Origin of the sequence: Shewanella rhizosphaerae, from assembly GCF_019457655.1 — a bacterium.
Lineage (GTDB): Bacteria > Pseudomonadota > Gammaproteobacteria > Enterobacterales > Shewanellaceae > Shewanella > Shewanella loihica.
Genome location: NZ_CP080420.1, coordinates 1,210,333 through 1,231,280, shown reverse-complemented (window position 1 = coordinate 1,231,280; position 20,948 = coordinate 1,210,333). Strand labels below are relative to the sequence as shown.

The following is a 20,948-nucleotide window of genomic DNA, read 5'->3' as shown; positions in this document are numbered from 1 at the left end:
TTACTCACACTAATATGTAAGCCGTCATGATGACGTGACTCAGATCAAGAAAAACGAACATAAAATAATCACTTAAGATACGCTTCCCCCGAGCACGTCCATCACCTTGCCCAGCGCAGATTGCAGACGGGTAAAGGCCTCGGAGGCCGATTTCACCTCCTTCAGATTACGCTCGATAAGCGTCGTAAAATAATCTTCCTGCTCTATGGTCATGTCCAGCACATGGAAGCTGCCACGGATCTCTGTGGTCATGTTAATGAGCGCCGCACTAAATTTCTCATCATGCTCTAGGGTCGCGACGTTGATATCGCCGATAAGCGATTCGATGTCGAGAAACACCTGTGTCAGCGTCTGCTGGCGACTGATATCCAAGACGCGTGCCTCCAGTCCTTCGACCACCACGGCGATGATATCCCTCAGCCTGCCGTAGAGGATCTCGTCGTTTATCGGCATATTCTTGATCAAGAAGGAGACATGCTTGTCGTTGCAGATGGTGCGGCAGCCAAAATCATACAGGCGGCCATGTTTATCCAGCAGCTCGAGAATATTCGACTCGATGGGGCTGATGGCCGCATGCCTGGGAGCAAAATACTCCACGTTTTCCCCACGTATCTCCAGGCAGGTGTTGAGATTAAGCTGCTGCATCAGATCAAAAAAGGCATCCGCCAGAGTCTGATGATCGTTACAGAGAAAACATTGACGGAAGAACTGCAGCACACAACCATACTGTGACGACTCAGTCATCGACTGAAAGGCCATGTTGCGTGAGACAGATTCCGCCTGGATCAGCTCCCGCTGCTTCATCACATAGTGGGCGACGCTGTGCACCTTGGCCAGCAACTCCTTGAGCTCAAACGGCTTGGCGATGAAATCCACCGCATTCACCTCATAGGCCTTGAGGCGCTCCTCCAGGGTATTCATCCCAGAGACAAACAGCACGGCCACCTCTTGGTTGCTGGCCTGTAGCTCACGGCATAGGGTAATGCCATCGGTATCGGGCAGGTTGATATCCATCAGCAGCAGATCCGGCTTCTTGGTTTGCAGGGCGGCGCGAAAATCCGCCGCACCATAGAAGGGGCTCACCTTGAACTCATCTTGCAACATCTCGACGATCAACTCGCAATAATCCCTGTCATCGTCTACAACCCAAATCTCCATGTTGTTCATCGCAATTCTCCTTGTACAAACTCAATCCCTATCTCTTCTAGGCCGCGTACGAAGGCGCGGATATCGAAGGGTTTCTGCAGCACCTGAAACGGCAGATCTTCCCGACTGCTGATGCCGACATCACCGACATAGCCTGAGATCAGCAGCACAGGAATCGTTCGGTGCACGCTCAGGTCGGTCACCAGCTCATAACCGTTAATGCCCCCCGGCATCAAGAGATCTGAGATGATGAGGTCTATGTTATCTATGCCATCCTTAAACTGCTCCTTGACCAGCAGAGGATCCGTATAGGCCAGCACCTCCATCCCCATCATCTGACAGTAATCGCACAGCACCTCGAGCAGATCCGGCTCATCATCGACGATGAGCACCTTGATGGGGTGCGCGACCTTGGGATACTCAAGCGGACTGTGCTGGCGCTCAATTTGCCGCTCGACCGGCTTGATGGCCGGAAACCAGAGGCGGATCTCAGTGCCATCAGTACCCGTGCGCATGATGCTCATGTAACCGTTGGAGCGTTTAACGAAGCCATACACCATGGAGAGCCCGAGCCCAGTCCCCTTGCTTTTGTCTTTGGTGGTAAAAAATGGCTCGAAGATCTTATCCAACAAGTTATCTGGGATCCCCCCGCCCTGATCGATCACCGACACCCAGACATAATCCCGGTTATCTGTGCTGACGGTATTGCCCACGCCGGGAAGATAGCCAGACAGATACTGCTCGCCGGTCACTATGGTGATCTGCCCTTCCCCATGCATGGCATCTTTGGCATTCAACACCAGATTGATCAGCGCATCTTCGAGGTCGCCGCGATCGACGCAGATGTCCCGCATCGATGGCTGGGGCTGAATGTTGAGGCTCACCTGAGTGGTTAAGGATTTTTCCAGCAGCTCCTCCAAGCTCTGCAGCACCTCGTTGACCTGCACTGGCTGAGCACTGAACTGCTCCTGCCGGGAAAACTGCAGCAGACGCCGGGTCAGGTCGGTTCCGCGCTGACAGGCCTTGAGCGCCGTGGCCAGATAGCGGGTGATAGACTCATCCTTGCCCTTAAGTTCCATCAACTCCAGATTGCCCTTGAGCACACCTAAGATGTTGTTGAAATCGTGGGCCACGCCCCCTACCAGCTGGCCCATGGCCTGCATTTTCTGGGTGCGGGCCATGGTATTTTGCATCAGCTTCTGCTCCGTAATGTCCCGGCCCACAAGGGTAAACAGGCTGCCATCTTCATACTGCTCGTTGAGGGCAATTAGATGGGTATGCAGGATCACCTTCTCCCCCGTGGCGGTAGAGCAGACCAGCTCGCCGGTAAACTCCAGGCGCAGCTCAATCGCCTCCAGCAGTTCCAGCGCCTTATCGTCCTGATCGCCGAAGAAGAGCTCGATCGACTTGCCAATAAGCTGACTGCGCGGATATTGGCTGATGGCGGTCGCCGCCGCATTGGCATACATGATCACCGGTGCCATCCCCTTCTGACGCGACGCAACTACTATCATATCTTCGCTATTACTGACGATAGACTGGTACATCTGGGTGTCGATAGACTTGATGATCTGCGCGTTACGGCTCTGCTGCCAATCCTGGCTCTGCTGCAGCAACATGCCGCTGATGCTGTCGGCAATGAAGGTCTGATAGGAGGTGAGAAACGACAGCCAACCCTTGCCCGGGCGATAGAAGAAGATATTGACGTCGAGCCCCTCTATGGGCCAAACCACAAAGCGTTGCCACTGGTGTGCCCCCCGCTGGCCATCCAGCAGAGGCCAGTCCTTCACCTGTCGCCACAGAGTGATATAACGCATGGAATCCCGACACCAGCAGGTCACATCGGCCGGCATCTCGTCGCTGGCCAGAAGGCGACGGGAGAGAATCATCACAGATTCGGCGCCGCTGCTATCGGCCAAGATACGACACAGGGGCAGGAGCACATCGTCACCGCGAATAAACTGTCCCTGTAACTTCCCCAGTTGGGCGATCAAGGCCGGGCCAAAGTCCATAAATTCAGATTGAGAGAGATCCTTAAACACGCTAGAGTCCATTCCACTATTGAAAAATGAAGAAGTCGGGCGAAATGCCTTTCATTGAGCATAGTCCAGCTTAGGAAAATCGCTCAAAATACCGATAAAATTTATAAACTTGATTAAAGTTAGTGAGGAAAAATGCCAGACACTCATTGGGTCGGTGCCCATGTTAGCGCCGCCGGCGGTATCGCCAACGCGCCGCTGAACGCACAGAAGATAGGTGCCAATGCCTTTGCCCTGTTCACCAAGAATCAGAGACGCTGGCAGGCGGCGCCGCTCTGCCCTTCGCAGATTGACGCCTTCAAGGCCAACTGCGAACAGGCCAATATTCGACCCGATGCCATTCTGCCCCACGACAGCTACCTGATTAATCTTGGCCACCCAGATGAGGAGCAGCTAGCGCGCTCGCGAGAAGCCTTTCTCGACGAGATGCAGCGCTGCGAACAGATGGGATTGACCCTGCTCAACTTTCATCCCGGTAGTCATCTCAACAAGATAGGCATAGACGAGTGCCTGGCCCGCATCAGCGAATCGATCAACCTAGCACTGGATAAGACGCAAGGCGTCAGCGCCATCATAGAAAACACTGCAGGCCAGGGCTCAAACCTGGGCCATAGCTTCGAGCAGCTGGCGCAGATCATCGACAAGGTAGAAGATAAGAGCCGGGTCGGTATCTGTATCGACACCTGCCACATGTTTGCCGCCGGCTACGACTTAACCACTCTCGAGGCCTGTGAGGCGAGCTTCGGCCAATTTGATGCCATAGTGGGCAACCATTATCTTAAGGCGATGCACCTCAACGATAGCAAGACACCGCTTAATAGCCGGGTCGACAGGCACCACTCCCTCGGCGCCGGTTATATAGGTATGGACGCCTTTAGCTATATCATGAAACACCCGGCAACCAGGCAGATCCCCCTCATATTAGAAACGATAGAACCTGAGATCTGGCAGCAAGAGATCAACTGGCTACGTAGCCAGACACGCTAAAGCAGGCACTTGTAAACCACAGCAATCACCCTGACCTGATTATCCCTGTCGAAGTGATCTTCTTGTAGCCAGACAATATGAGTGCCCTGCAGAGCCTCGCCTTGCTGCTTGGCATTATCCTGCGCCGCCCTTAGCGGCGCCTCTCCTCTGCCTATCCCAGTCACCATGGCGAAGCTATCGCAATGGGTCACCTCGAAATCATAGGCCTCATTGATTCGAGAATAGAGCTGTGGCTCATTTGAGGCGCAGGCTGTCAGTAAACAAAGGCCAGGTAAAATCACTCTAAGATGCAACACGTCACGGCTCTATCAAATAATGGCTAAAGAAAAAGGCCTGTAAGATAAGTGATTTAGCAGAGCTTGGTTGTGATAATCATCACGCCGGTCTCAAGGTCATTGATACATTTGGCAACCTAGGTAATTGGCGCGATTCGATGCAAACGCCTTGCTGATAAAATACGGCGCGGAGGTTAGCAGCTGCCCCATCTAAACAACCGAATTGAAACAACTGGATTAAAACAACTGGATTGACAGAGCCTAATTGAACTAAAAAGCTGTGCTAAAAGATAAAGCAGACAGAAGCGGGTAGAAAAAAGCCAAGGCACTATCGCCTTGGCTTTAAGCATGAATAACCAGGTAGAAGCTAAGCCAAGGTCTCAAACAAGTGAGCCTTGAGGCGGGCAAAATCGGCAGGCAGTTCGGCCGACAGGATAGGCTTATCCTTCACCGCTTGTAGCTCAGGCGGCAACTCAAGTTCGATAGCTAGCGCCTCTTCCACCACCTCTTTAAACTTGGCGGGATGCGCCGTACCGAGGAAGATCCCCTGCTCATCGGCAGACATGGTTAATGACAGCGCCTTAGCCGCGATGGCCGCGTGAGGCTCGGATAGATAACCGGCGCGATAGAGCTCATCGAGTGCCTCCACGGTATCTTGCTCGGAGAGACCAACGCCCACCAGTTCGCTCAGTGGCCAGTTCATCACCTCCATGATGGTCTCAACCCTGGGCCAGTTGCTCGGCTCGGCCACGTCCATGGCATTAGAGAGGGTCGCGACGGTTGCCTTAGGCGACCACTGACCATCGGCCAGATAGCGCGGCACAGTATCGTTACTGTTGGTGGCCGCCACGAAACGCTTCACCGGCAGTCCCATCGCCTTGGCAAATAGGCCAGCCGTCAGGTTGCCGAAATTACCGCTGGGCACGGCGATCACAGGATCGCCTTGATTGGTCTGTTTAAACTGGGCCACCGCCTCGAAGTAGTAGCAGATCTGCGCCAGCAAGCGGCTGATGTTGATAGAGTTTGCCGAGTTAAGATGCAGGCCGTCACGCACATCGCTGTCTTCGAAGGCGGCCTTAACCATCTCCTGACAGGCATCGAAATCACTCTCCACCGCCACGGTATGAATATTATCGCCCAGGGTGGTAAACATCTTCTCCTGTAGCAGGCTGATCTTGCCCTTTGGATAGAGTACCACCACCTGCACCTTATCCAGCCCATAGAAGGCATCGGCCACGGCGGCGCCCGTATCCCCCGAGGTGGCGGTCAATATGGTGAGTTTATCTTCCTGGGCCAGGCTATTGAGGCACTGGGCCATGAAGCGGGCGCCGAAGTCTTTAAATGCCAGGGTCGGGCCATGGAAAAGCTCCAGGCAGAAACGTCTGTCATCGGCCTTGGTCAGCGGCAGCTCAAAATTAAAGGCGCGGTCCACCAGGCCATCTACCATCTCCTGACCCAGCTCGTCGGCCAACCAGGCTCCTAAGATCGCCTTAGAGCGCTCGACAAAGTCCATCGCCAACAGCGCATCGACATTATCTAACTTGGGGATAGAGACAGGAAAAAACAGGCCACGATCTTTCCCCAGGCCCAGCTTGACCGCCTGAGTGAAACTAACCTTCTGTGAAGGGTGCTTTAAGTTATAGAGTTCCATCTTGATCCGCCTATTAATCTAAAATTGCTGCATCTACACGGCGCGTGCCGAGCATATCGATTTGACATATATGGGAAAAACCCGCGCCGGAGGTGACATAGTTTGCATCCAGCCAGGCCTTGGCCTTGTTAGCCGTCTCCAGGTTATCGGTCACTGAGAACAGCGTGGGGCCACTGCCCGAGATCCCCGTGGTGGCCATGCCAAGCTCAGCCAGCGCGGCACGCGCCTGCTCATAGCCGGGAATTTCCGAGGCGCGGTAAGGTTCGGCCAGCACATCTTTTAATACCTCTATGGCCAGCTTGGCATCCTGACGGTAACTGGCGTGTACGAATGCGCTCAAATAACGGCCAAAATCGATCGCCACCGACTTATCATACTGCGCCGGCAGCAGTGCCCGCATCTTAGCGGTCGACAGGGAGATCCCCGGATAGGCCACGACCCAATACCAGTCTTTAAACACGGGCAGGCCCTGACACACGGCGCTAGGGGTATCCAGCATCAACTGCATGCCACCAAGGTAACAGGGCGCCACATTATCATAGTGGACCGAGCCGCTGATCTTGCCCTCAAACTCCCCCATCAGCCTTAGCAAGGCGTCGCTATCATAGGGGCGGTCGAAGTGCTCGTTCAGGGCGTACAGGGCAGCGACCACTGAGCTGGCGCTGGAGCCAAGGCCGCTACCCACCGGCAGGTTCTTCTCTAAGGTCATGGCTACACCAGCGCGACTCCCTAGCTGCTCGAGAAAGAAGGTCGCACATTGGTAGACGATATTCTCTTCGCAGGCCGCCGGTAGCTTGTCGGCCCAATGACCGGCGAGACTGAGCGAGACACCATGGGGCGCAGATTCAATGGCGACGCGATCACCGAGCAGGCTGCCATCAACAGGTGCCAAGGCGGCGCCCAACAGATCGAATCCGACTCCGACGTTACCCATGGAGGCCGGCGCATAAACCGTTAAACTCATACGCCCATCTCCCGTGTCCAGTTAAGGGTTCTCAGCAGGTCGGCGAAGACTCCCGCCGCCGTCACCTCTGTGCCCGCGCCATAGCCGCGCAGCACAAATGGGATCGGCTGATAGTAACGGCTGTAGAAGGCCAACGCATTCTCACCACCCTTAACGCTGTAGAGGGGATCCATCGCGTCCACCTCGGCTATCTTCACCCGGCAGCCCTCTTCGTCTATCTGTCCCACATAACGCAGCACCTTACCGGCCGCCTTGGCGCTATTTACGCGCTCGGCAAGTTCACCATCTAATGCGCTCAGGTTCGCCATAAAGGTCTCGACATCACCAGAGGCGTCAAAATGACCCGGCAGCACAGACTCCACCTGGATATCGCTCAGCTCTATCTGCATGCCGACCTCACGGGCAAGGATCAGCACCTTTCGGGCCACGTCCATACCGCTGAGATCGTCTCTTGGGTCAGGCTCGGTAAAGCATTTCTCACGGGCGATACCTGTCGCCTCCGACAAACTCATCCCCTCATCGAGCATACCGAAGATGTAAGAGAGTGAACCCGAGAGAATGCCGTTGAATTTCTGCAGCTTATCACCGGCGAACAACAGCTTCTTCAGGTTGTCGATAACCGGCAGGCCTGCACCAACCGTGGTTTCATAGAGGAACTGGCGACGCTGATGCAAAGCAGTCTGTCTCAGGGCGCGGTAGTAGTCATAGTCACGGGTGTTGGCCTTCTTGTTAGGAGTAACCACATGCAGGCCGGCATTCATTACCGCAACATATTGGTCAGATACCGCTTCATTAGAGGTACAATCCACCAGCACAGGGTTAAGTAGCTGCTGATCTTTGGCCCAGGCGAGCATCTTATCTAGGTCGCAGGCCTGCTGGCTGTCGGCCAGGAGTCCCTGCCAATGGTTGAGATCTATCCCCTTGGCATCGAGCAGCATGTGGCGAGAGTTGGCCACGCCGCAGACGCGCACCGTAATGTGCTGGGCCTTCAACATCTCTGTCTGCTGCTTGATCTGCTCGAGCAGGCCGGCGCCCACGTTACCGCAGCCCACCAGGAAGACATCCAGATAGTGCTGCACATCGAAGAAACTCTGATGGCAGGCGGCGATAGCATGCTTGGTCTTACGCAGCTCAATAACCGCCGAGATGGAGCGCTCTGAGGAGCCCTGGGCGATAGCCACTATGTTGACATTGGCCTGGGCCAAGGCCTGGAAGAATTTACCGGCAACTCCCTTGTGAGTGCGCATGCCGTCACCGATCAGGGATACGATGGCCAGATTGTGGCGCATGGCGATCTGCTCGAGGATCTCGCTCTTAAGCTCCAGCTCAAACTCCTGCTCCAGCGCCAGGCGCACCCGCTCGGCATCCTGGGTCGCCACGCAGAAGCTGATGCTGTATTCCGAAGAGCTTTGAGTGATGAGGGAGACTGATACCCCAGAGCGGGAGATGGCCCCCAGGGTACGACTCGCCATGCCCACCATGCCCTTCATGCCGGGACCGGCGATATCAAACATGGTCTGCTCGTCGAGATTAGAGATAGCCTTAACGTTCAGCCCTGTCTCGTCCACTTGATTCGATACTAAGGTGCCGGGCGCCTGAGGGTTGAAGCTGTTACGTATATAGCAAGGGATATGGTACTGGGCGATTGGGGCGATTGTCTTAGGGTGTAGCACCTTGGCGCCGAAATAAGACAGCTCCATCGCCTCTTGATAACTGAGCTGAGTCAAAAGCTTGGCATCGGCGACGACACGCGGGTCAGTGTTATAGACGCCATCCACGTCGGTCCAGATCTCGCAGCAGCTGGCATCGATACAGGCCGACAGCACCGCCGCCGAATAGTCTGAGCCGTTACGGCCCAAGGTGACCACACGACCATCCTTATCGCCGGCGGTAAAGCCAGGCATCACCCACACCTGATGGGCATCGAGAGAAAGCTCGGCAAAACGCTGCTTGCTGGCAGCGATATCGACAACCGATTCGAGCGCCGGCCCGTGGGCCACAAACAGCTGCTGTGGCACTAGCTGATTGGCCGACACGCCCGCCGCCAACATCAACTGCTCCATCAGCGCCGCCGAGAGGCGCTCGCCACCGACCACTATCTCGGCGCGAACAGAGTCTGGGCACTCACCCAGCAAGACCACGCCTTGTAGCTTGTCTTGCCAGTGCTTAAGCTGCACCGCCAGAACGACTTCTAGGCTATCGGATTGCTCTGCGCTCAGCACCTCGCTGGCCGCCTGGCCATAGAGGGTCTTAAAGACCTCATGCACCTGACTCAAGACGGGAGAGAAATCATCCCCGGCCACCGCCAGGTCGACCATCTCCAGCAAACCGTTGGTCACGGTTGCCGGGGCGCTTAACACCACTGCCGTCGGCCGCTCTGCGGCCGAAGCCAAGACGATTTGCGCCGCACTATTAAACCTCTGCCAGTTGGCCAGCGAGGTACCACCGAACTTCATTACCTTCATCTTCTCTCCTTAGTACCGCGCCCCAGAAACAAAAAAACCCGCTCCTTGATGGGGAGCGGGCTTAGTCATTTCAAATCATTTCTTTCGAGTATGCTTAGCCGGCCCCCACGCTGGTAATCGTGGTGGTTGTAATAATGGTGGTTACTACGAGATTAAGGCTAAACATTTAAATTCTTTTCGTTGTATCAAAACATATTCGTTGAAGTCTCTACAGAATTGCCTTTTTTGCCCCAAGGTGTCAACCCCTGAAATGAAACTTTATAAAAATACACTTTTGGCACCGGGCGTACCGGGGGCCTTAAAATCATATGACAAGAGATAGATCCCCAGTCATTTGAGGGTGAATTAGACTTGGCTTCACTGTCAAAACACCTTCATCGATTTGACGCATAAATCATTATTAAACAGCAGCATACAGACATACAAACAACCTAGCCCAGTATAAAACCTAGCTTTAATACAACTAACTCGCCTACCGAAATGAGAGACCCAAAACCCACTGTTAACCCACTAATTTGGTCACCAGCAGAATAAAATATTTTCCCACAAATAATGAATAACCACTCAAAAGGACAATGTTTAGCTTGCCCGACGTCTCCCAAGGCCTAGGCGAATGAAAAAAAATTTACCGATTTTCCCTCAAGAAGCTGCGCTAGGTCATCGCCAAGGCCAACAAAGCGAGCTAAAATGCCGCCACATTCTGAATTGGAGGCGATATGATAATCACCCAACACAAAGCTGTTAGCATCCATTACCGCTTAACGAACCAGCAAGGTGAGTTGATCGAGAGTTCATTTGAAGGTGAGCCAATGCTTTACCTTCACGGTGCAGAAAACATGATCCCAGGCCTTGAGCAGGCGCTCGAAGGCAAAAGTGTTGGCGACAAGCTCGACGTTACCGTAGAAGCCGAGCAGGCTTACGGTCCTTACCACGATGGTTTACGCCAAGATGTCCCATTAGCAGCCTTCGGCGATATCGAAGATATCGTGCCAGGCATGCGTTTTATCGCCGAAACAGAGATGGGCCAACGTCCGGTACAAGTCACCGAAGTGAAAGACGATGTGGTCGTGGTTGACGGTAACCACCCACTCGCGGGTCAAACCCTTAACTTCAGCGTTGAAGTACTGTCAGTACGCGACGCCAGCGCCGAAGAGATCGCCCATGGCCATATCCATGCGGCCGGCGGCTGTGGTAGCCACGAGCATAGCCATGAGGGTGGTTGCTGTGGCGGCGAAGGTCATGGTCACCATGGCGGTTGCTGTAGCGAAGATCCTGAGAAGCCAGCCAAAGAAGGTTGTGACGGCAACGGCGGTTGCGGCTGCCAGCACTAAGCTCTAAAGGCATTAGTTAATAGAGATATTAGTAACTAGAGGCATTAGCCACTCAATCTAAAGCCTTAATTTGACGCTGGGGCGTCAATCTCAGGTAGGATTCTGAACAGAGTCGGCCACCTTTTATTAGGTGAAGCCGACTCTTTTATTTTATGCTTCAAGACAGAATCAGCTCGCTGCGTATTAACGATAAGGATATCGACATGATAGCTCAGCCCGTCTATGAAAAACTCCCCGCCATCTACCTGCTCATCGCAGCAAGTACCATATTGCTGAGCCCGGCGCCCCTTCCTGTGCTCCTAGCCGTGATAATCTTCCTGCTCGGCGCGCGTATCTTTAACATGCGCTCGCAAAACCGGCGGAGCGACAATCCCAAGCGTCGCAGGCGCGGAATTTTGCCCGAAGCCCTCTACAATATGCTGCCCTATGCATACCTGCTAGGCGCCCTATTTGTCTTTCGCCATGGCGACTCAAATTATCTGATGTTTGCCGGCGCAGGATTAGCCAGTTTCGCGCTGTTTCGTCTGGCGCAGCGCCGCAGCTATCGTCAGCACCAACTACCCGTGACTATTCGGGTGATCTAGTTAGAGAGCTTCCGGATAGAACTGCTAGTTACCAACCTGAATAGTTAACAGACTGAGTAGTGTAAAAGTTTGCCGTTAGAGAATGAGCACCTTGATGCGCTCGCGCTGCTCTACTGGCATATGTTTGAGGTAATTTGAACAACGAGTGATGGTGGCGATACTGATCTCGAACTCGGCGGCAATCTGTCGCTGGCTCATCTCTCCCAGCAGCAAGGCCTGAAACACCTTCAGCCGCCCGGCGATGGCGCTGCGCTCCTCTTCGGTGAGCAGCAAATCGAACAGATCCATCAAGGCGTCGGTGTCTTGATGGTTGACCACTTTTTCTAAAACCAGATCCCAATTTGCGCGCACTTTGGCTCCTAAGCTGTCATTGCCTACCAGTACAAGCAAGTGTACCAAGAAACCTGTCGCGCTGGCTATCTGGGCCATCGATGCTGTTAGTCGAGCGCCTAAGGGTTAGACACATTCGGACACATTTTGGCCGGTGTTTTACAGAAAAATCTATAGTATCTGATAGTTAATTAAGATTAGAATGTTTGCGTTAGATCACATAAAACCACAAAGTAGTGAGAATGATTGCCATGAAAAAACAGATTAAATTAAGCCTGCTAGCCCTAGCCGGCAGTGCCTTACTGGCCTCAGCGGTACAAGCCAATAACTTCAAAGAGACAGACGATGCGATCCACTATCGTCAATCTGCTTTTGGCCTGATCGCTCACAACTTTGGCGACATGGGCGCCATGCTTAAGGGCAAGAAGCCGTTCGATGCCGAAGTCTTTGCCATGCGTGCACAAAACGTTGCCGCACTGAGCAAACTACCAGCCGAAGGATTCGTTGCCGGTTCTGACAAGGGCCACACAGATGCGCTGGCAAAGATCTGGAGCGACAAGGCCGATTTCGACGCTAAGATGAGCGCTTTCCAAGACAACGCCGCTAAACTCGCCGTTGCCGCACAATCAAGCGATCAGAACGCTATCAAGCAAGCCTTTATGAACACAGGCAAGAGCTGTAAGGGCTGCCACGACGTCTACAAGAAAGACTAATTCAAACTCGACTATTGCAGACGACTAGTCAGACGACCCGCAAGAGCACTCGTTAGACGAATAAAAAAGGGAGCAGTTAAGCTCCCTTTTTTATCCTTTGCTTCAGCGCGGCCAATTACGCTTCAATTTAATATCGCTTCAACCTAACAGCACTAAGACCTAATAAAGCTACGATCTAACAACACTAAGATCTAATAGCGCTAAAGCATGGCCGCTATTGGCCAAATCAGATAGTTCACCACTAGGCCCGCTAACACACCAACCAGGGTCAGGGCCATCAGGCCTGAGCGAAACTTAAACTCGGTAACGCTCTCGCGGCTGACACTCTTATAGCCGGTGATCATGGCGCCCACCAACTTGTCACCTTTAATACCGTGCCAGATCACTGCAAGAATATGCAAAAGCGCCAGCAGCAGGAGTAAATTAAAATTTTGCTTATGCAGCCAGGTCAGGGTCCCGGCAAGATCGCTGCTCACATAACTGTATAGCGGCCCTTCGGTAAAGACTTCGTCTGTGGCAAACAGGCCTGTGGTGAGCTGCGCCAACAGCACCAAGATCATCGCCACCACCATATAACCACCGAGCGGATTATGGCCTATGCTACGACCCTGTGGCTGTTTGACATAGGCCAGCACCTGAGTCGGCGACTTAACGAAATGACTAAAGCGCGAGGTCTCGCTGCCCACTATGCCCCAGAGAATACGAAAGCCAATCAAGATCAATAGGCCATAGGCAAATACCTGATGCCATTGCATCTCCCCCACCTCGGCGCTCCACCATAGACCACCGAGCAGCGCTATCATGGACCAATGAAACAGGCGCGTAGGCAGATCCCATACCTTAATTTTTACCTGGCCAGACTGAGGGTTTTCTACTGAGGACATCTTATAACTCATCGCTTTAGAAAATAATGAAATTGATGATATTTGAAGCGATAGGGAGAGGCAAATAGATTTATGTAAGCAGTGTTATCCAGTCAAATATGCAGCCTAAAACAGAGAAATACAAGCCATTCCTAATGTTTATTTTGCAATTTTGTCTAAGGGCTCAAATAACCAACGAACGGAAAATAATGGCAGTAAAAAGTTGATCTAGATCACGTTTTGTAAGAGCTAAATTGGTAATCTGAAGTCAAGGAAACAACGAAAGGTTCGACATATGATAAAGATTACAAGTAAAGATTTCGAAGTCACCACTCCTATCCGTGAACGTATCGAGAGCCGTTTAGAAAAACTAAGTAGACACGATGTACAGCTCATAAATCCACATGTAATCATAGGTCAAGAGAAGCAAGGGTTTAAGATAGAAGCTTCAGTCGGTATACCAAGCAACACCTTATTTGCTCAGGCGAAAGACAAAGATCTCTATGCAGCAATCAATGCAATGGGTCAGAAATTGGAGAAACAGCTCAATCGCCTCAGCCACAAACCGGAAGGAGCTCGCTACACAGCTCCAGCAACAAGCCCAACGCCAGAAAGCGCCGAATTAGACGACGAGTATGACGAGACAATAGATAAGGAATACGCGGCGTAACAGATTTAACGGTAAGTGGCGAAACATCGCCTCAGGCATAGACCGAGGAACGAACACTAACGAACTGGCACAAAAGCCACTTACCCAAACTTGGTGGATAATCAAATCGCCACCTAAATAAAGGTACAGCGACAGGCAAAAGACGAGGACGGACATTCAAACCAGCCACAGGCCTTCAGTAAGAAGCCGTGGAACTCAGCTAACGAACTAGCTATGTTGTCCGCCCTTGTTATACTTACTATTAAGTGCCGTCTCTGATGTCACATAAAAGCCAACACAGGAGTAAGAGGTCACATTAGCCAAACGCAAGACGTTAATCTTTCACGTTTGATTTATTGTAGGCGACTCACACAACCTAAGGCTTAAGATGAGCCCAAATAGGAACCAGGCATAGCGCCAAACAAGTCGTCCCCGAGAGCCATAGGGTGGCCGCTGAGATAATCTCAAACTATTGCCCCCTAAGTAGTGAGAAAGGAGCGCAGTCCCATTTTAATATTGAGTGCTTTTTCCCTAACTGAGGCAGCCAGATAACCAATCAAGGCAAACCAACGTAGTAGACGTTAACAGGCCATTGGATCACCGCTAGTCGATTAGCCCGCTGCCTCTCCCTTATCACCTGCCGCAGTGCTTTCATCTGCAGGCGACAAGCAAAGGAGGATGCCCCATCTTAAATTCTGATCTTTTACTCTCCCGGCGCACCTCAATAGGTGCGCTTTCTATTGATGGCATTCCCCCAGTCAGAGCCGGCGGCTTATTCCCAAAGGGATAAATTCTCACTTTGTCCCTTTTTTGATTGACAGGGTATTGAGCAGGGCTTAATTTGAAGGCTATGAAAATGAACACCCAAGCTTTTTTTACTTTCTTTTTTATTCCACCCTTCTAGGGAGGCGGAATTTCGGTGTAAAAACGAAAGTAAAAATTCCAAGGCCTCCCATTATGGGGGGCTTTTTTATTTGTAGTTATTTGTATTAGTAATCGAGAAGCGTTCAACGACAGAGGACAGCATGACCAAACCACATCCCCTTAGCCATACCCGGGAACAGATCACCGCACTCGACAATGAACTGCTGGCACTGCTGGCCAAACGACGGGCACTGAGTCTTGATGTCGCCCGCAGCAAAGAGGTCGATATTCGCCCGATACGCGACACCCAGAGAGAGAAAGAGCTGCTGGCCCGCCTGGTTAAGCAGGGACGCGAACAGGGACTCGACGCCCACTATGTCCTCTCTCTCTATCAGAGCATCATCGAAGACTCGGTATTGAACCAGCAGGCCTACCTACAGGGCCGTGCCAATCCAGACTTTCAGAAGCAGCAATACAACATCGCCTATCTGGGCGCCCGCGGCTCCTACTCCTATCTCGCAGCCACCCGCTACTGCGAGCGCCGTCAGGTGGGCATGCAGGATCTGGGTTGCAAGAGCTTCGATGAGATAGTGCAGGCGGTGGAATCCGGTCATGCGGATTATGGCTTCCTGCCGATCGAGAACACCTCCTCAGGCTCGATCAACGAAGTCTATGACGTGCTGCAGCACACCAGCCTGGCCATCGTCGGCGAGACCACCATAGAGGTAGGCCATTGCCTGCTGGCCAAGCCGGGTACCAACGTCAAGCAGATCAAGACCATCTATGCCCATCCGCAACCCATTAGCCAGTGCAGTCGCTACCTGAGCCAACATGGCGAGTTCAAACTGGAATACTGCTCCAGCAGCGCCGAGGCCATGGAGCGGGTACTCGAGGCCGACGATAACAGCGTCGCCGCCATCGGCAGCGTCGAAGGAGGCGCCCTGTATCAACTCGAGGCTGTCGAGCGCGAGCTGGCCAACCAAAAGATTAACCAGAGCCGCTTCATAGTGGTGGCCAGGAAGGCGATTGCGGTGCCAGAGCAGCTGCCAGCCAAGACAACCCTCATCATGGCCACGGGACAGAAGCCCGGCGCCCTGGTGGAAGCCCTGCTGATCCTAAAGGCCCATGATCTCAACATGAGCAAGCTCGAATCCCGCCCTATTCCAGGCACGCCATGGGAAGAGATGTTCTATCTGGATCTCGACGCGAATCTTGCCAGTGACGAGATGCAGCAGGCATTGAAGGAGCTGGAGCGCATCACCCGCTTCATCAAGGTGCTGGGGTGCTACCCTTGCGAAACCGTCAACCCCACCCAGCTAAGCAACAGTCAGCTGATGATAGAACCCACCACCAGCCGCGAGGCGGACCAACAGGCCAAAGAGAAGCAGGATGCCATACACCAGCGTCATAGCCTGGCCGAACATCCACAGGTCACCAGCGTCACCTGCAGACAGCTACAGATAGGCGACGGTCAGTTCGGCGCCATCGCTCAATTGGCGCTGAGCCAAGAGTCTGGCCACTACGGCCAGCTGGCGAAACAGATAAAGGAAGCGGGTTTCCAGGCGGTGACCGTCAGCGAGCTAAATACCAACCCCATGGCCAATCGCCAACTGAGTGAGATGCGCAGAGCCCTGAACCAGTTTGATCTCGCCTGTATCGTCGCCATCGAACATGAGAGCGAGCTGACCCTCGCCAGCGATCACGCCGACATGCTGCTGATCAGCGGCAAGCAGATGCACAATCGCGATCTGCTTGAACAAATTGGCGCGCTGCACATGCCGGTGATCTTAGAGCGCAACACCATGGCCAGCCTGGACGAGTGGCTCGGCGCCGCCGAGGTCATCTTGGCCGCGGGCAATCAACAGTTGATCCTGAGTGAAGCCGGCATCAGAACCTTCAACGAGCAGCAGCGACCCACCTTAGATCTCTCGGGACTGATCAGCCTCAAGGAGAGAAGCCACTTACCGGTACTGCTCAACACCCGCTATGCCTGTCAGCAAGAGGAGCTTGCCAGCCAAGCGGGCGCAGCTAAGGCGCTCAAGGCCGATGGCCTGGTGCTGGGCATGAGTGACCCACAGCAACTTAAGGGGCATAGCGACATCCTGGCCCGTCTCTACCGTGGCTAGTCATTCAGACTGCTGTATCGGCAACTGATTATCTAAACCATAAAAAAGAGGACCCCAGGCCCTCTTTTTTATTTGTTCTTCATTTCTAACGGGAATTAGATCGCCAAGCCATCCACCAGATTCATCCAACCTTTGATGGTGCGATGACAAAACCACAAGAGCGCCAGCAGTGACAGACTCACGGCCATCCAGCCTTGGGGCACTAAATAGGCCAGCAATAATAGCGAAAACAAGGAGATAATCGACCAACGCTGCCAACGTATGTGGGAATAAAGCAGGCTGCTCATCTTATCCCCCTTCTGCCCGAGACTGATCATCAGGGCAAACAGAGGCGGCAGCAACAGCAGCGGAAAGGCCGACATCAAGGCATACAGGAGATGGCCAAGGCTATGGTCGTCTAAAACGACAGGCTGTGACGTAGTCGATACCATAAGGGGCGCTCCACACAAATTCCACACAGGGGACAAGAAATGAACCAGATGCCATTCTGCGCCTAGTCCTATCATTAACCATACTGTGTCATCGTCTTTAGCGCAAATCTTGCGATCGATTTATCCCAGCGCGACAATTCTGCTGGCAGAGTCCAAGCTGTCTGCGCTGGCAATGGCGCCTCTGCTAAAAGAGATGCCGTAAGAGCTGGCAATATCCTTGCTGAAAATCCTCGCCTTTGCCGACTAATACCTCTTATCCAGCCCACACCTCTTATGCCAAGGAGAGGGTCACATCAGACTTTAATCGCGTCGAGCAGGCGAGAATAAAGCCCTGCGCTACCTCGGCCGGCGTCAGCGTCATCTCGCTGCTGGACTCTGTCTCGCCGCTTAGCACCTGACACTTACAGGCGCCGCAGACGCCCGAGCGGCAGGCCGCGATAATGGGCAATCCTTTCGCCTCTATCCCCTCCAGTACCGTCTGCTCTCCAGTGAGGGGCGTAGACAGATCACCGATCTGCAGCATGAAGGGAGTAGAACCGGCAAGCTCGTCCTGCCCTTCTACTTGCTGTGAAGACGCGGTGGACGGCGCGCCGAAACTCTCCTGATGATAACGACTCATGTCGAAACCGGCATCTTGCAACATTGCCTTCACCGCCTGCATATAGGGCTCTGGGCCACAAACGAACACGGTGCGCTCAAGATAATCGGGCACGGCCTTCGCGAGCATCTCCAAGTTTAATCTGCCCTCGAAACTAGCACAGGCCTCAAGCGCCTCGCCCGATTCCAAGCAGTAGTGCAGCGCCATATTGGGATGACGCTGGGCCATCTTAAGCAGCGCCTCATGGAAAATAAGATCTTCCTTCGCCTTGGCGCTGTGCACGAAGGCGATATCACTGCCCACCTGAGTGTCCGTCAACCAGCGCGACATGGAATACATGGGGGTAATCCCACTGCCGGCGCTTAAGAAAAGAAAGCGACTGGCGGGAATGTCGATCAGATTAAAGGCGCCGGCCGGGCCGCTGACGTTGACGCTGTGCCCCGCCTTGAGGTTATCGACCAGATAGTTGGACACCCGCCCACCAGGAATACGCTTGACGGTCACCACCAGGGAGTAAGGACGCGAGGGTGACGACGAGATGGTATAGCTGCGGGCGACCCGCTCCCCCTCAATATCCAGCAGGAAGGTGATGAACTGACCCGGCTTAAAATGAAACTTAACGGGCTGGGCGCCTTGAAAGCGAAAGCTGGTCACATCATGGGTTTCCTGCCAGCGCTCGACACAGACAAGCCTAGTCTCGCCTGCTTGCCAGTTGGGTGATAGATAGTCTTGTTGATTCATGGGTGACTTACCAAAAAAGAAAAAACGCCCACGGCAGTACCGTGGACGTTTGGGGGCGTTTTAGGCAACGTTTAAGATGGCGTTAAGATCTTGCTCCACCGTGGTGGTAGAACGCAGGCCAAACTTGTCTTCCAGCACCTTAAGCAGATTTGGCGTCAAGAAGGCCGGCGCGCTAGGGCCTGTGCGTATGTTCTTCACACCAAGCGACAGTAGAGTCAGCAGGATAACGATCGCCTTCTGCTCAAACCAGGAGAGCACTAGGCTCAGCGGCAGCTCGTTGATCTCGCACTCGAACACCTCAGACAGGGCGATCGCCAGCTGAATCGCCGAGTAGGCATCGTTGCACTGACCGATATCCAGCAAGCGGGGAATGCCGTTGATATCACCGAATGCCAACTTGTTGAACTTATACTTACCACAGCCTAAGGTCATGATAATGGAGTCCTTAGGCGCCGCCTTGGCGATGTCGGTAAAGTAGCTGCGCTCGGCCTTGTCGCCGTCACAACCACCGACCAGGAAGAAGTGCTTGATGGAACCGTTTTTCACATTTTCCACAACGGCAGGCGCGGCGGCCATTAACGCATTGCGAGCAAAACCTATGGTGATGTGATGGGGGATCTCATCATAGGTGAAGCCCTCAAGGGATAAGGCCTTATCGATCACCGCAGAGAAGTCATCTCCAACGATGTGGGTAACGCCCGGCCATCCCACTATGCTGCGGGTAAAGATACGGTCGGCATAGTCGCCCACATTAGGATCGATAATACAGTTAGAGGTCATCACCACCGCACCAGGGAAGTTGGCGAACTCTTTCTGTTGGTTTTGCCACGCACTGCCGTAGTTACCGACCAGGTGTGGATACTTCTTCAATTCGGGATAGGCCAGCGCCGGTAGCATCTCGCCGTGGGTGAAGACGTTGATCCCCTTACCCTCGGTCTGCTGAAGAATAAGCTCCAGATCTTTCATGTCATGACCTGAAACCAGAATCGCCTTGCCCTTCACCGCAACTGTGTTGACCTGAGTCGGCTCCGGATGACCGAAGGCCTGTGTCTCCCCCTCATCGAGCATGGCCATCACGCGATAGTTCAGCTGACCTATCTCCATCGCGGTGGCAAACAGCTTGTCGGCATCGACAGAGTCTGAGCCCAGGAAGGCCATGATCTCATGAAACTTGGCCGCGACATCGCTATCGGTCTGATCCAGCACACGGGCATGCTCCATGTAGGCGGCCGCGCCTTTAAGACCATAGAGACAAAGCAGACGCAGGCCCATGATATCTTCGTTGACCTCCTCTTTACCGCGATTAGGCAGCGCCTGAGCGGCCTGGGCCAGCATCTCTTCTTTCACACTGGCAAGTACCAGGTTGGCGGCGGGGATCAATGTCTCGACTGGCAGACCTTGCTCCTTACAAGCCGCCTCATAGGCCGCCTGAAGCTGAGCACGGTAGGCATAGGCCTGCTGGGTGTAGGCCATGATGCGCTCGTCGTCGAAGTTCACATTGGTCAGGGTAGCGAAAAATGCCTTAGGCACGAAGGTGTCGATGGCCGGGTCAATGATGCCGAAAGCGCGCGCCTTCTCGGCATAGGCAGATACGCCTTGTAAGATATAAATTAGCAGATCTTGCAGATCTGAGGTGGCCGCTAGTTTGCCACACATGCCTTGGGAATAACTACAACCATTGCCGGCAGGGGTACGAATGGTTTGCTCACACTGAATACAAAACACAATACTGCTCCTTTATTTAATCATGCTTTTTCTTTACATGTTTTAAGCGGAGTCTACTGTGGTAAACACAGGCACAAAAGTGAAACTTGCGAGCAATGTGAGAAACTATGAAGCGGATCAAATTAGCTTATGCGAAACTAAGTTGTTAAAAAATATCGTAAAACAATTTAAAACAGCGAGTTATCCTTTAAAGGGGCCCAAAAGAAAGACGGCGCCCTGAGTGTCAATCACTCGGACGCCGCCAGGGAGTTTTAATCTAGGGAAGGTGCGAACAAGTCGTCGCACAGCTCTGGCTTTGATAGCAGCGACAGTTCAAGGCATTCAACTGAAGGCATGCCGAGGCCTGCTGAAGTTGAATAACGCCGAAATGGTGTTGCTATCAAAGCCCCGCAGGGCGAGGCTTACAGCGGTATTTGCTGCGTTACAGTTCTTGCGAAGGACTAGGGCCATTCGCTGCAAACTGTGC

17 protein-coding genes and 1 other annotated feature are annotated in these 20,948 nt (G+C 53.3%); of the genes, 6 read left to right on the top strand and 11 right to left on the bottom strand.

Features of this window, described 5'->3' with window-relative positions; translation table 11 throughout:
• Positions 1-72 precede the first annotated feature (72 nt).
• Positions 73-1,167: a response regulator transcription factor gene (locus tag K0I63_RS05490; RefSeq protein WP_220082797.1), complete on the bottom strand. Its 1,095-nt coding sequence runs from the start codon at positions 1,165-1,167 to the stop codon at positions 73-75.
• Positions 1,164-3,188, bottom strand: coding sequence for a hybrid sensor histidine kinase/response regulator (locus tag K0I63_RS05485; protein ID WP_258406946.1), 2,025 nt, complete (start codon positions 3,186-3,188; stop codon positions 1,164-1,166). The genes K0I63_RS05490 and K0I63_RS05485 overlap by 4 nt, the downstream gene beginning before the upstream one ends.
• Before the next feature lie 132 nt (positions 3,189-3,320).
• On the opposite strand from K0I63_RS05485, the gene nfo reads away from it, so the two are divergent.
• The gene (nfo, locus tag K0I63_RS05480) at positions 3,321-4,172 is read left to right on the top strand and encodes a deoxyribonuclease IV (RefSeq protein WP_220082795.1); all 852 of its coding nucleotides are present in this window, start codon (positions 3,321-3,323) and stop codon (positions 4,170-4,172) included.
• Here nfo and K0I63_RS05475 read toward each other — a convergent pair.
• The 4 genes from K0I63_RS05475 to thrA all read right to left on the bottom strand — a co-directional run bounded on the left by K0I63_RS05475 (position 4,169) and on the right by thrA (position 9,527).
• Entirely contained in the window at positions 4,169-4,465 is a 297-nt protein-coding gene (locus K0I63_RS05475) for a hypothetical protein (RefSeq protein ID WP_011864886.1), read from the bottom strand. The genes nfo and K0I63_RS05475 overlap by 4 nt on opposite strands.
• Positions 4,466-4,814: 349 nt before the next feature.
• Positions 4,815-6,098, bottom strand: coding sequence for a threonine synthase (gene thrC / locus K0I63_RS05470; protein ID WP_220082794.1), 1,284 nt, complete (start codon positions 6,096-6,098; stop codon positions 4,815-4,817).
• 13 nt (positions 6,099-6,111) lie between these two features.
• Positions 6,112-7,062 carry a homoserine kinase gene (gene thrB / locus K0I63_RS05465; protein ID WP_220082793.1) on the bottom strand — a complete coding sequence of 317 codons (951 nt, stop codon included), beginning with the start codon at positions 7,060-7,062 and terminating at the stop codon, positions 6,112-6,114.
• Positions 7,059-9,527 (bottom strand): bifunctional aspartate kinase/homoserine dehydrogenase I, encoded by a 2,469-nt coding sequence (gene thrA, locus K0I63_RS05460; RefSeq protein WP_220082792.1) that lies wholly within the window; start codon positions 9,525-9,527, stop codon positions 7,059-7,061. The genes thrB and thrA overlap by 4 nt, the downstream gene beginning before the upstream one ends.
• Positions 9,528-10,243: 716 nt before the next feature.
• Here thrA and slyD point away from each other — a divergent pair.
• Positions 10,244-10,858: a peptidylprolyl isomerase gene (gene slyD, locus K0I63_RS05455; protein ID WP_011864882.1), complete on the top strand. Its 615-nt coding sequence runs from the start codon at positions 10,244-10,246 to the stop codon at positions 10,856-10,858.
• A gap of 152 nt (positions 10,859-11,010) precedes the next feature.
• Positions 11,011-11,442 (top strand): hypothetical protein, encoded by a 432-nt coding sequence (locus tag K0I63_RS05450; protein ID WP_220082791.1) that lies wholly within the window; start codon positions 11,011-11,013, stop codon positions 11,440-11,442.
• A gap of 75 nt (positions 11,443-11,517) precedes the next feature.
• Here K0I63_RS05450 and trpR read toward each other — a convergent pair whose 3' ends face one another.
• Positions 11,518-11,793 (bottom strand): trp operon repressor, encoded by a 276-nt coding sequence (gene trpR, locus K0I63_RS05445; protein ID WP_220082790.1) that lies wholly within the window; start codon positions 11,791-11,793, stop codon positions 11,518-11,520.
• A gap of 242 nt (positions 11,794-12,035) precedes the next feature.
• Here trpR and K0I63_RS05440 point away from each other — a divergent pair, with 242 nt between their 5' ends.
• Positions 12,036-12,485 (top strand): c-type cytochrome, encoded by a 450-nt coding sequence (locus K0I63_RS05440; protein WP_041406994.1) that lies wholly within the window; start codon positions 12,036-12,038, stop codon positions 12,483-12,485.
• Positions 12,486-12,685: 200 nt separating this feature from the next.
• Here the strand turns inward: K0I63_RS05440 and K0I63_RS05435 are convergent, their stop codons facing one another.
• A complete protein-coding gene (locus K0I63_RS05435) occupies positions 12,686-13,369 on the bottom strand; it encodes a cytochrome b/b6 domain-containing protein (protein WP_258406945.1) in 684 nt (227 codons plus the stop codon).
• Between the two features lie 274 nt (positions 13,370-13,643).
• Here K0I63_RS05435 and hpf point away from each other — a divergent pair, with 274 nt between their 5' ends.
• Positions 13,644-14,018 carry a ribosome hibernation-promoting factor, HPF/YfiA family gene (gene hpf, locus K0I63_RS05430; protein ID WP_011864877.1) on the top strand — a complete coding sequence of 125 codons (375 nt, stop codon included), beginning with the start codon at positions 13,644-13,646 and terminating at the stop codon, positions 14,016-14,018.
• A gap of 831 nt (positions 14,019-14,849) precedes the next feature.
• Positions 14,850-14,972, top strand: a sequence feature (Phe leader region).
• 50 nt (positions 14,973-15,022) lie between these two features.
• A complete protein-coding gene (locus K0I63_RS05425) occupies positions 15,023-16,987 on the top strand; it encodes a chorismate mutase (protein ID WP_220082788.1) in 1,965 nt (654 codons plus the stop codon).
• Between the two features lie 95 nt (positions 16,988-17,082).
• On the opposite strand, the gene K0I63_RS05420 is transcribed toward K0I63_RS05425, so the two are convergent.
• The 3 genes from K0I63_RS05420 to hcp form a co-directional block, all read right to left on the bottom strand.
• On the bottom strand, positions 17,083-17,418 hold the full coding sequence (locus K0I63_RS05420; RefSeq protein ID WP_011864875.1) for a hypothetical protein: 336 nt from the start codon (positions 17,416-17,418) through the stop codon (positions 17,083-17,085).
• A gap of 271 nt (positions 17,419-17,689) precedes the next feature.
• Positions 17,690-18,757 (bottom strand): FAD-binding oxidoreductase, encoded by a 1,068-nt coding sequence (locus K0I63_RS05415; RefSeq protein ID WP_220082787.1) that lies wholly within the window; start codon positions 18,755-18,757, stop codon positions 17,690-17,692.
• 60 nt (positions 18,758-18,817) lie between these two features.
• Positions 18,818-20,482 carry a hydroxylamine reductase gene (hcp, locus tag K0I63_RS05410; RefSeq protein ID WP_220082786.1) on the bottom strand — a complete coding sequence of 555 codons (1,665 nt, stop codon included), beginning with the start codon at positions 20,480-20,482 and terminating at the stop codon, positions 18,818-18,820.
• Positions 20,483-20,948: the final 466 nt, after the last annotated feature.

Excerpts from the sequence above, each read along its gene's own strand:
- nfo (WP_220082795.1), top strand. The coding sequence starts at position 3,321 with ATGCCAGACACTCATTGGGTCGGTGCCCATGTTAGCGCCGCCGGCGGT.
- thrB (WP_220082793.1), bottom strand. The coding sequence starts at position 7,062 with ATGAGTTTAACGGTTTATGCGCCGGCCTCCATGGGTAACGTCGGAGTC.
- thrA (WP_220082792.1), bottom strand. The coding sequence starts at position 9,527 with ATGAAGGTAATGAAGTTCGGTGGTACCTCGCTGGCCAACTGGCAGAGG.
- thrC (WP_220082794.1), bottom strand. The coding sequence starts at position 6,098 with ATGGAACTCTATAACTTAAAGCACCCTTCACAGAAGGTTAGTTTCACT.
- K0I63_RS05425 (WP_220082788.1), top strand. The coding sequence starts at position 15,023 with ATGACCAAACCACATCCCCTTAGCCATACCCGGGAACAGATCACCGCA.
- slyD (WP_011864882.1), top strand. The coding sequence starts at position 10,244 with ATGATAATCACCCAACACAAAGCTGTTAGCATCCATTACCGCTTAACG.
- hpf (WP_011864877.1), top strand. The coding sequence starts at position 13,644 with ATGATAAAGATTACAAGTAAAGATTTCGAAGTCACCACTCCTATCCGT.
- K0I63_RS05450 (WP_220082791.1), top strand. The coding sequence starts at position 11,011 with ATGCTTCAAGACAGAATCAGCTCGCTGCGTATTAACGATAAGGATATC.
- K0I63_RS05435 (WP_258406945.1), bottom strand. The coding sequence starts at position 13,369 with ATGTCCTCAGTAGAAAACCCTCAGTCTGGCCAGGTAAAAATTAAGGTA.
- K0I63_RS05420 (WP_011864875.1), bottom strand. The coding sequence starts at position 17,418 with ATGGTATCGACTACGTCACAGCCTGTCGTTTTAGACGACCATAGCCTT.
- K0I63_RS05490 (WP_220082797.1), bottom strand. The coding sequence starts at position 1,167 with ATGAACAACATGGAGATTTGGGTTGTAGACGATGACAGGGATTATTGC.
- K0I63_RS05415 (WP_220082787.1), bottom strand. The coding sequence starts at position 18,757 with ATGAATCAACAAGACTATCTATCACCCAACTGGCAAGCAGGCGAGACT.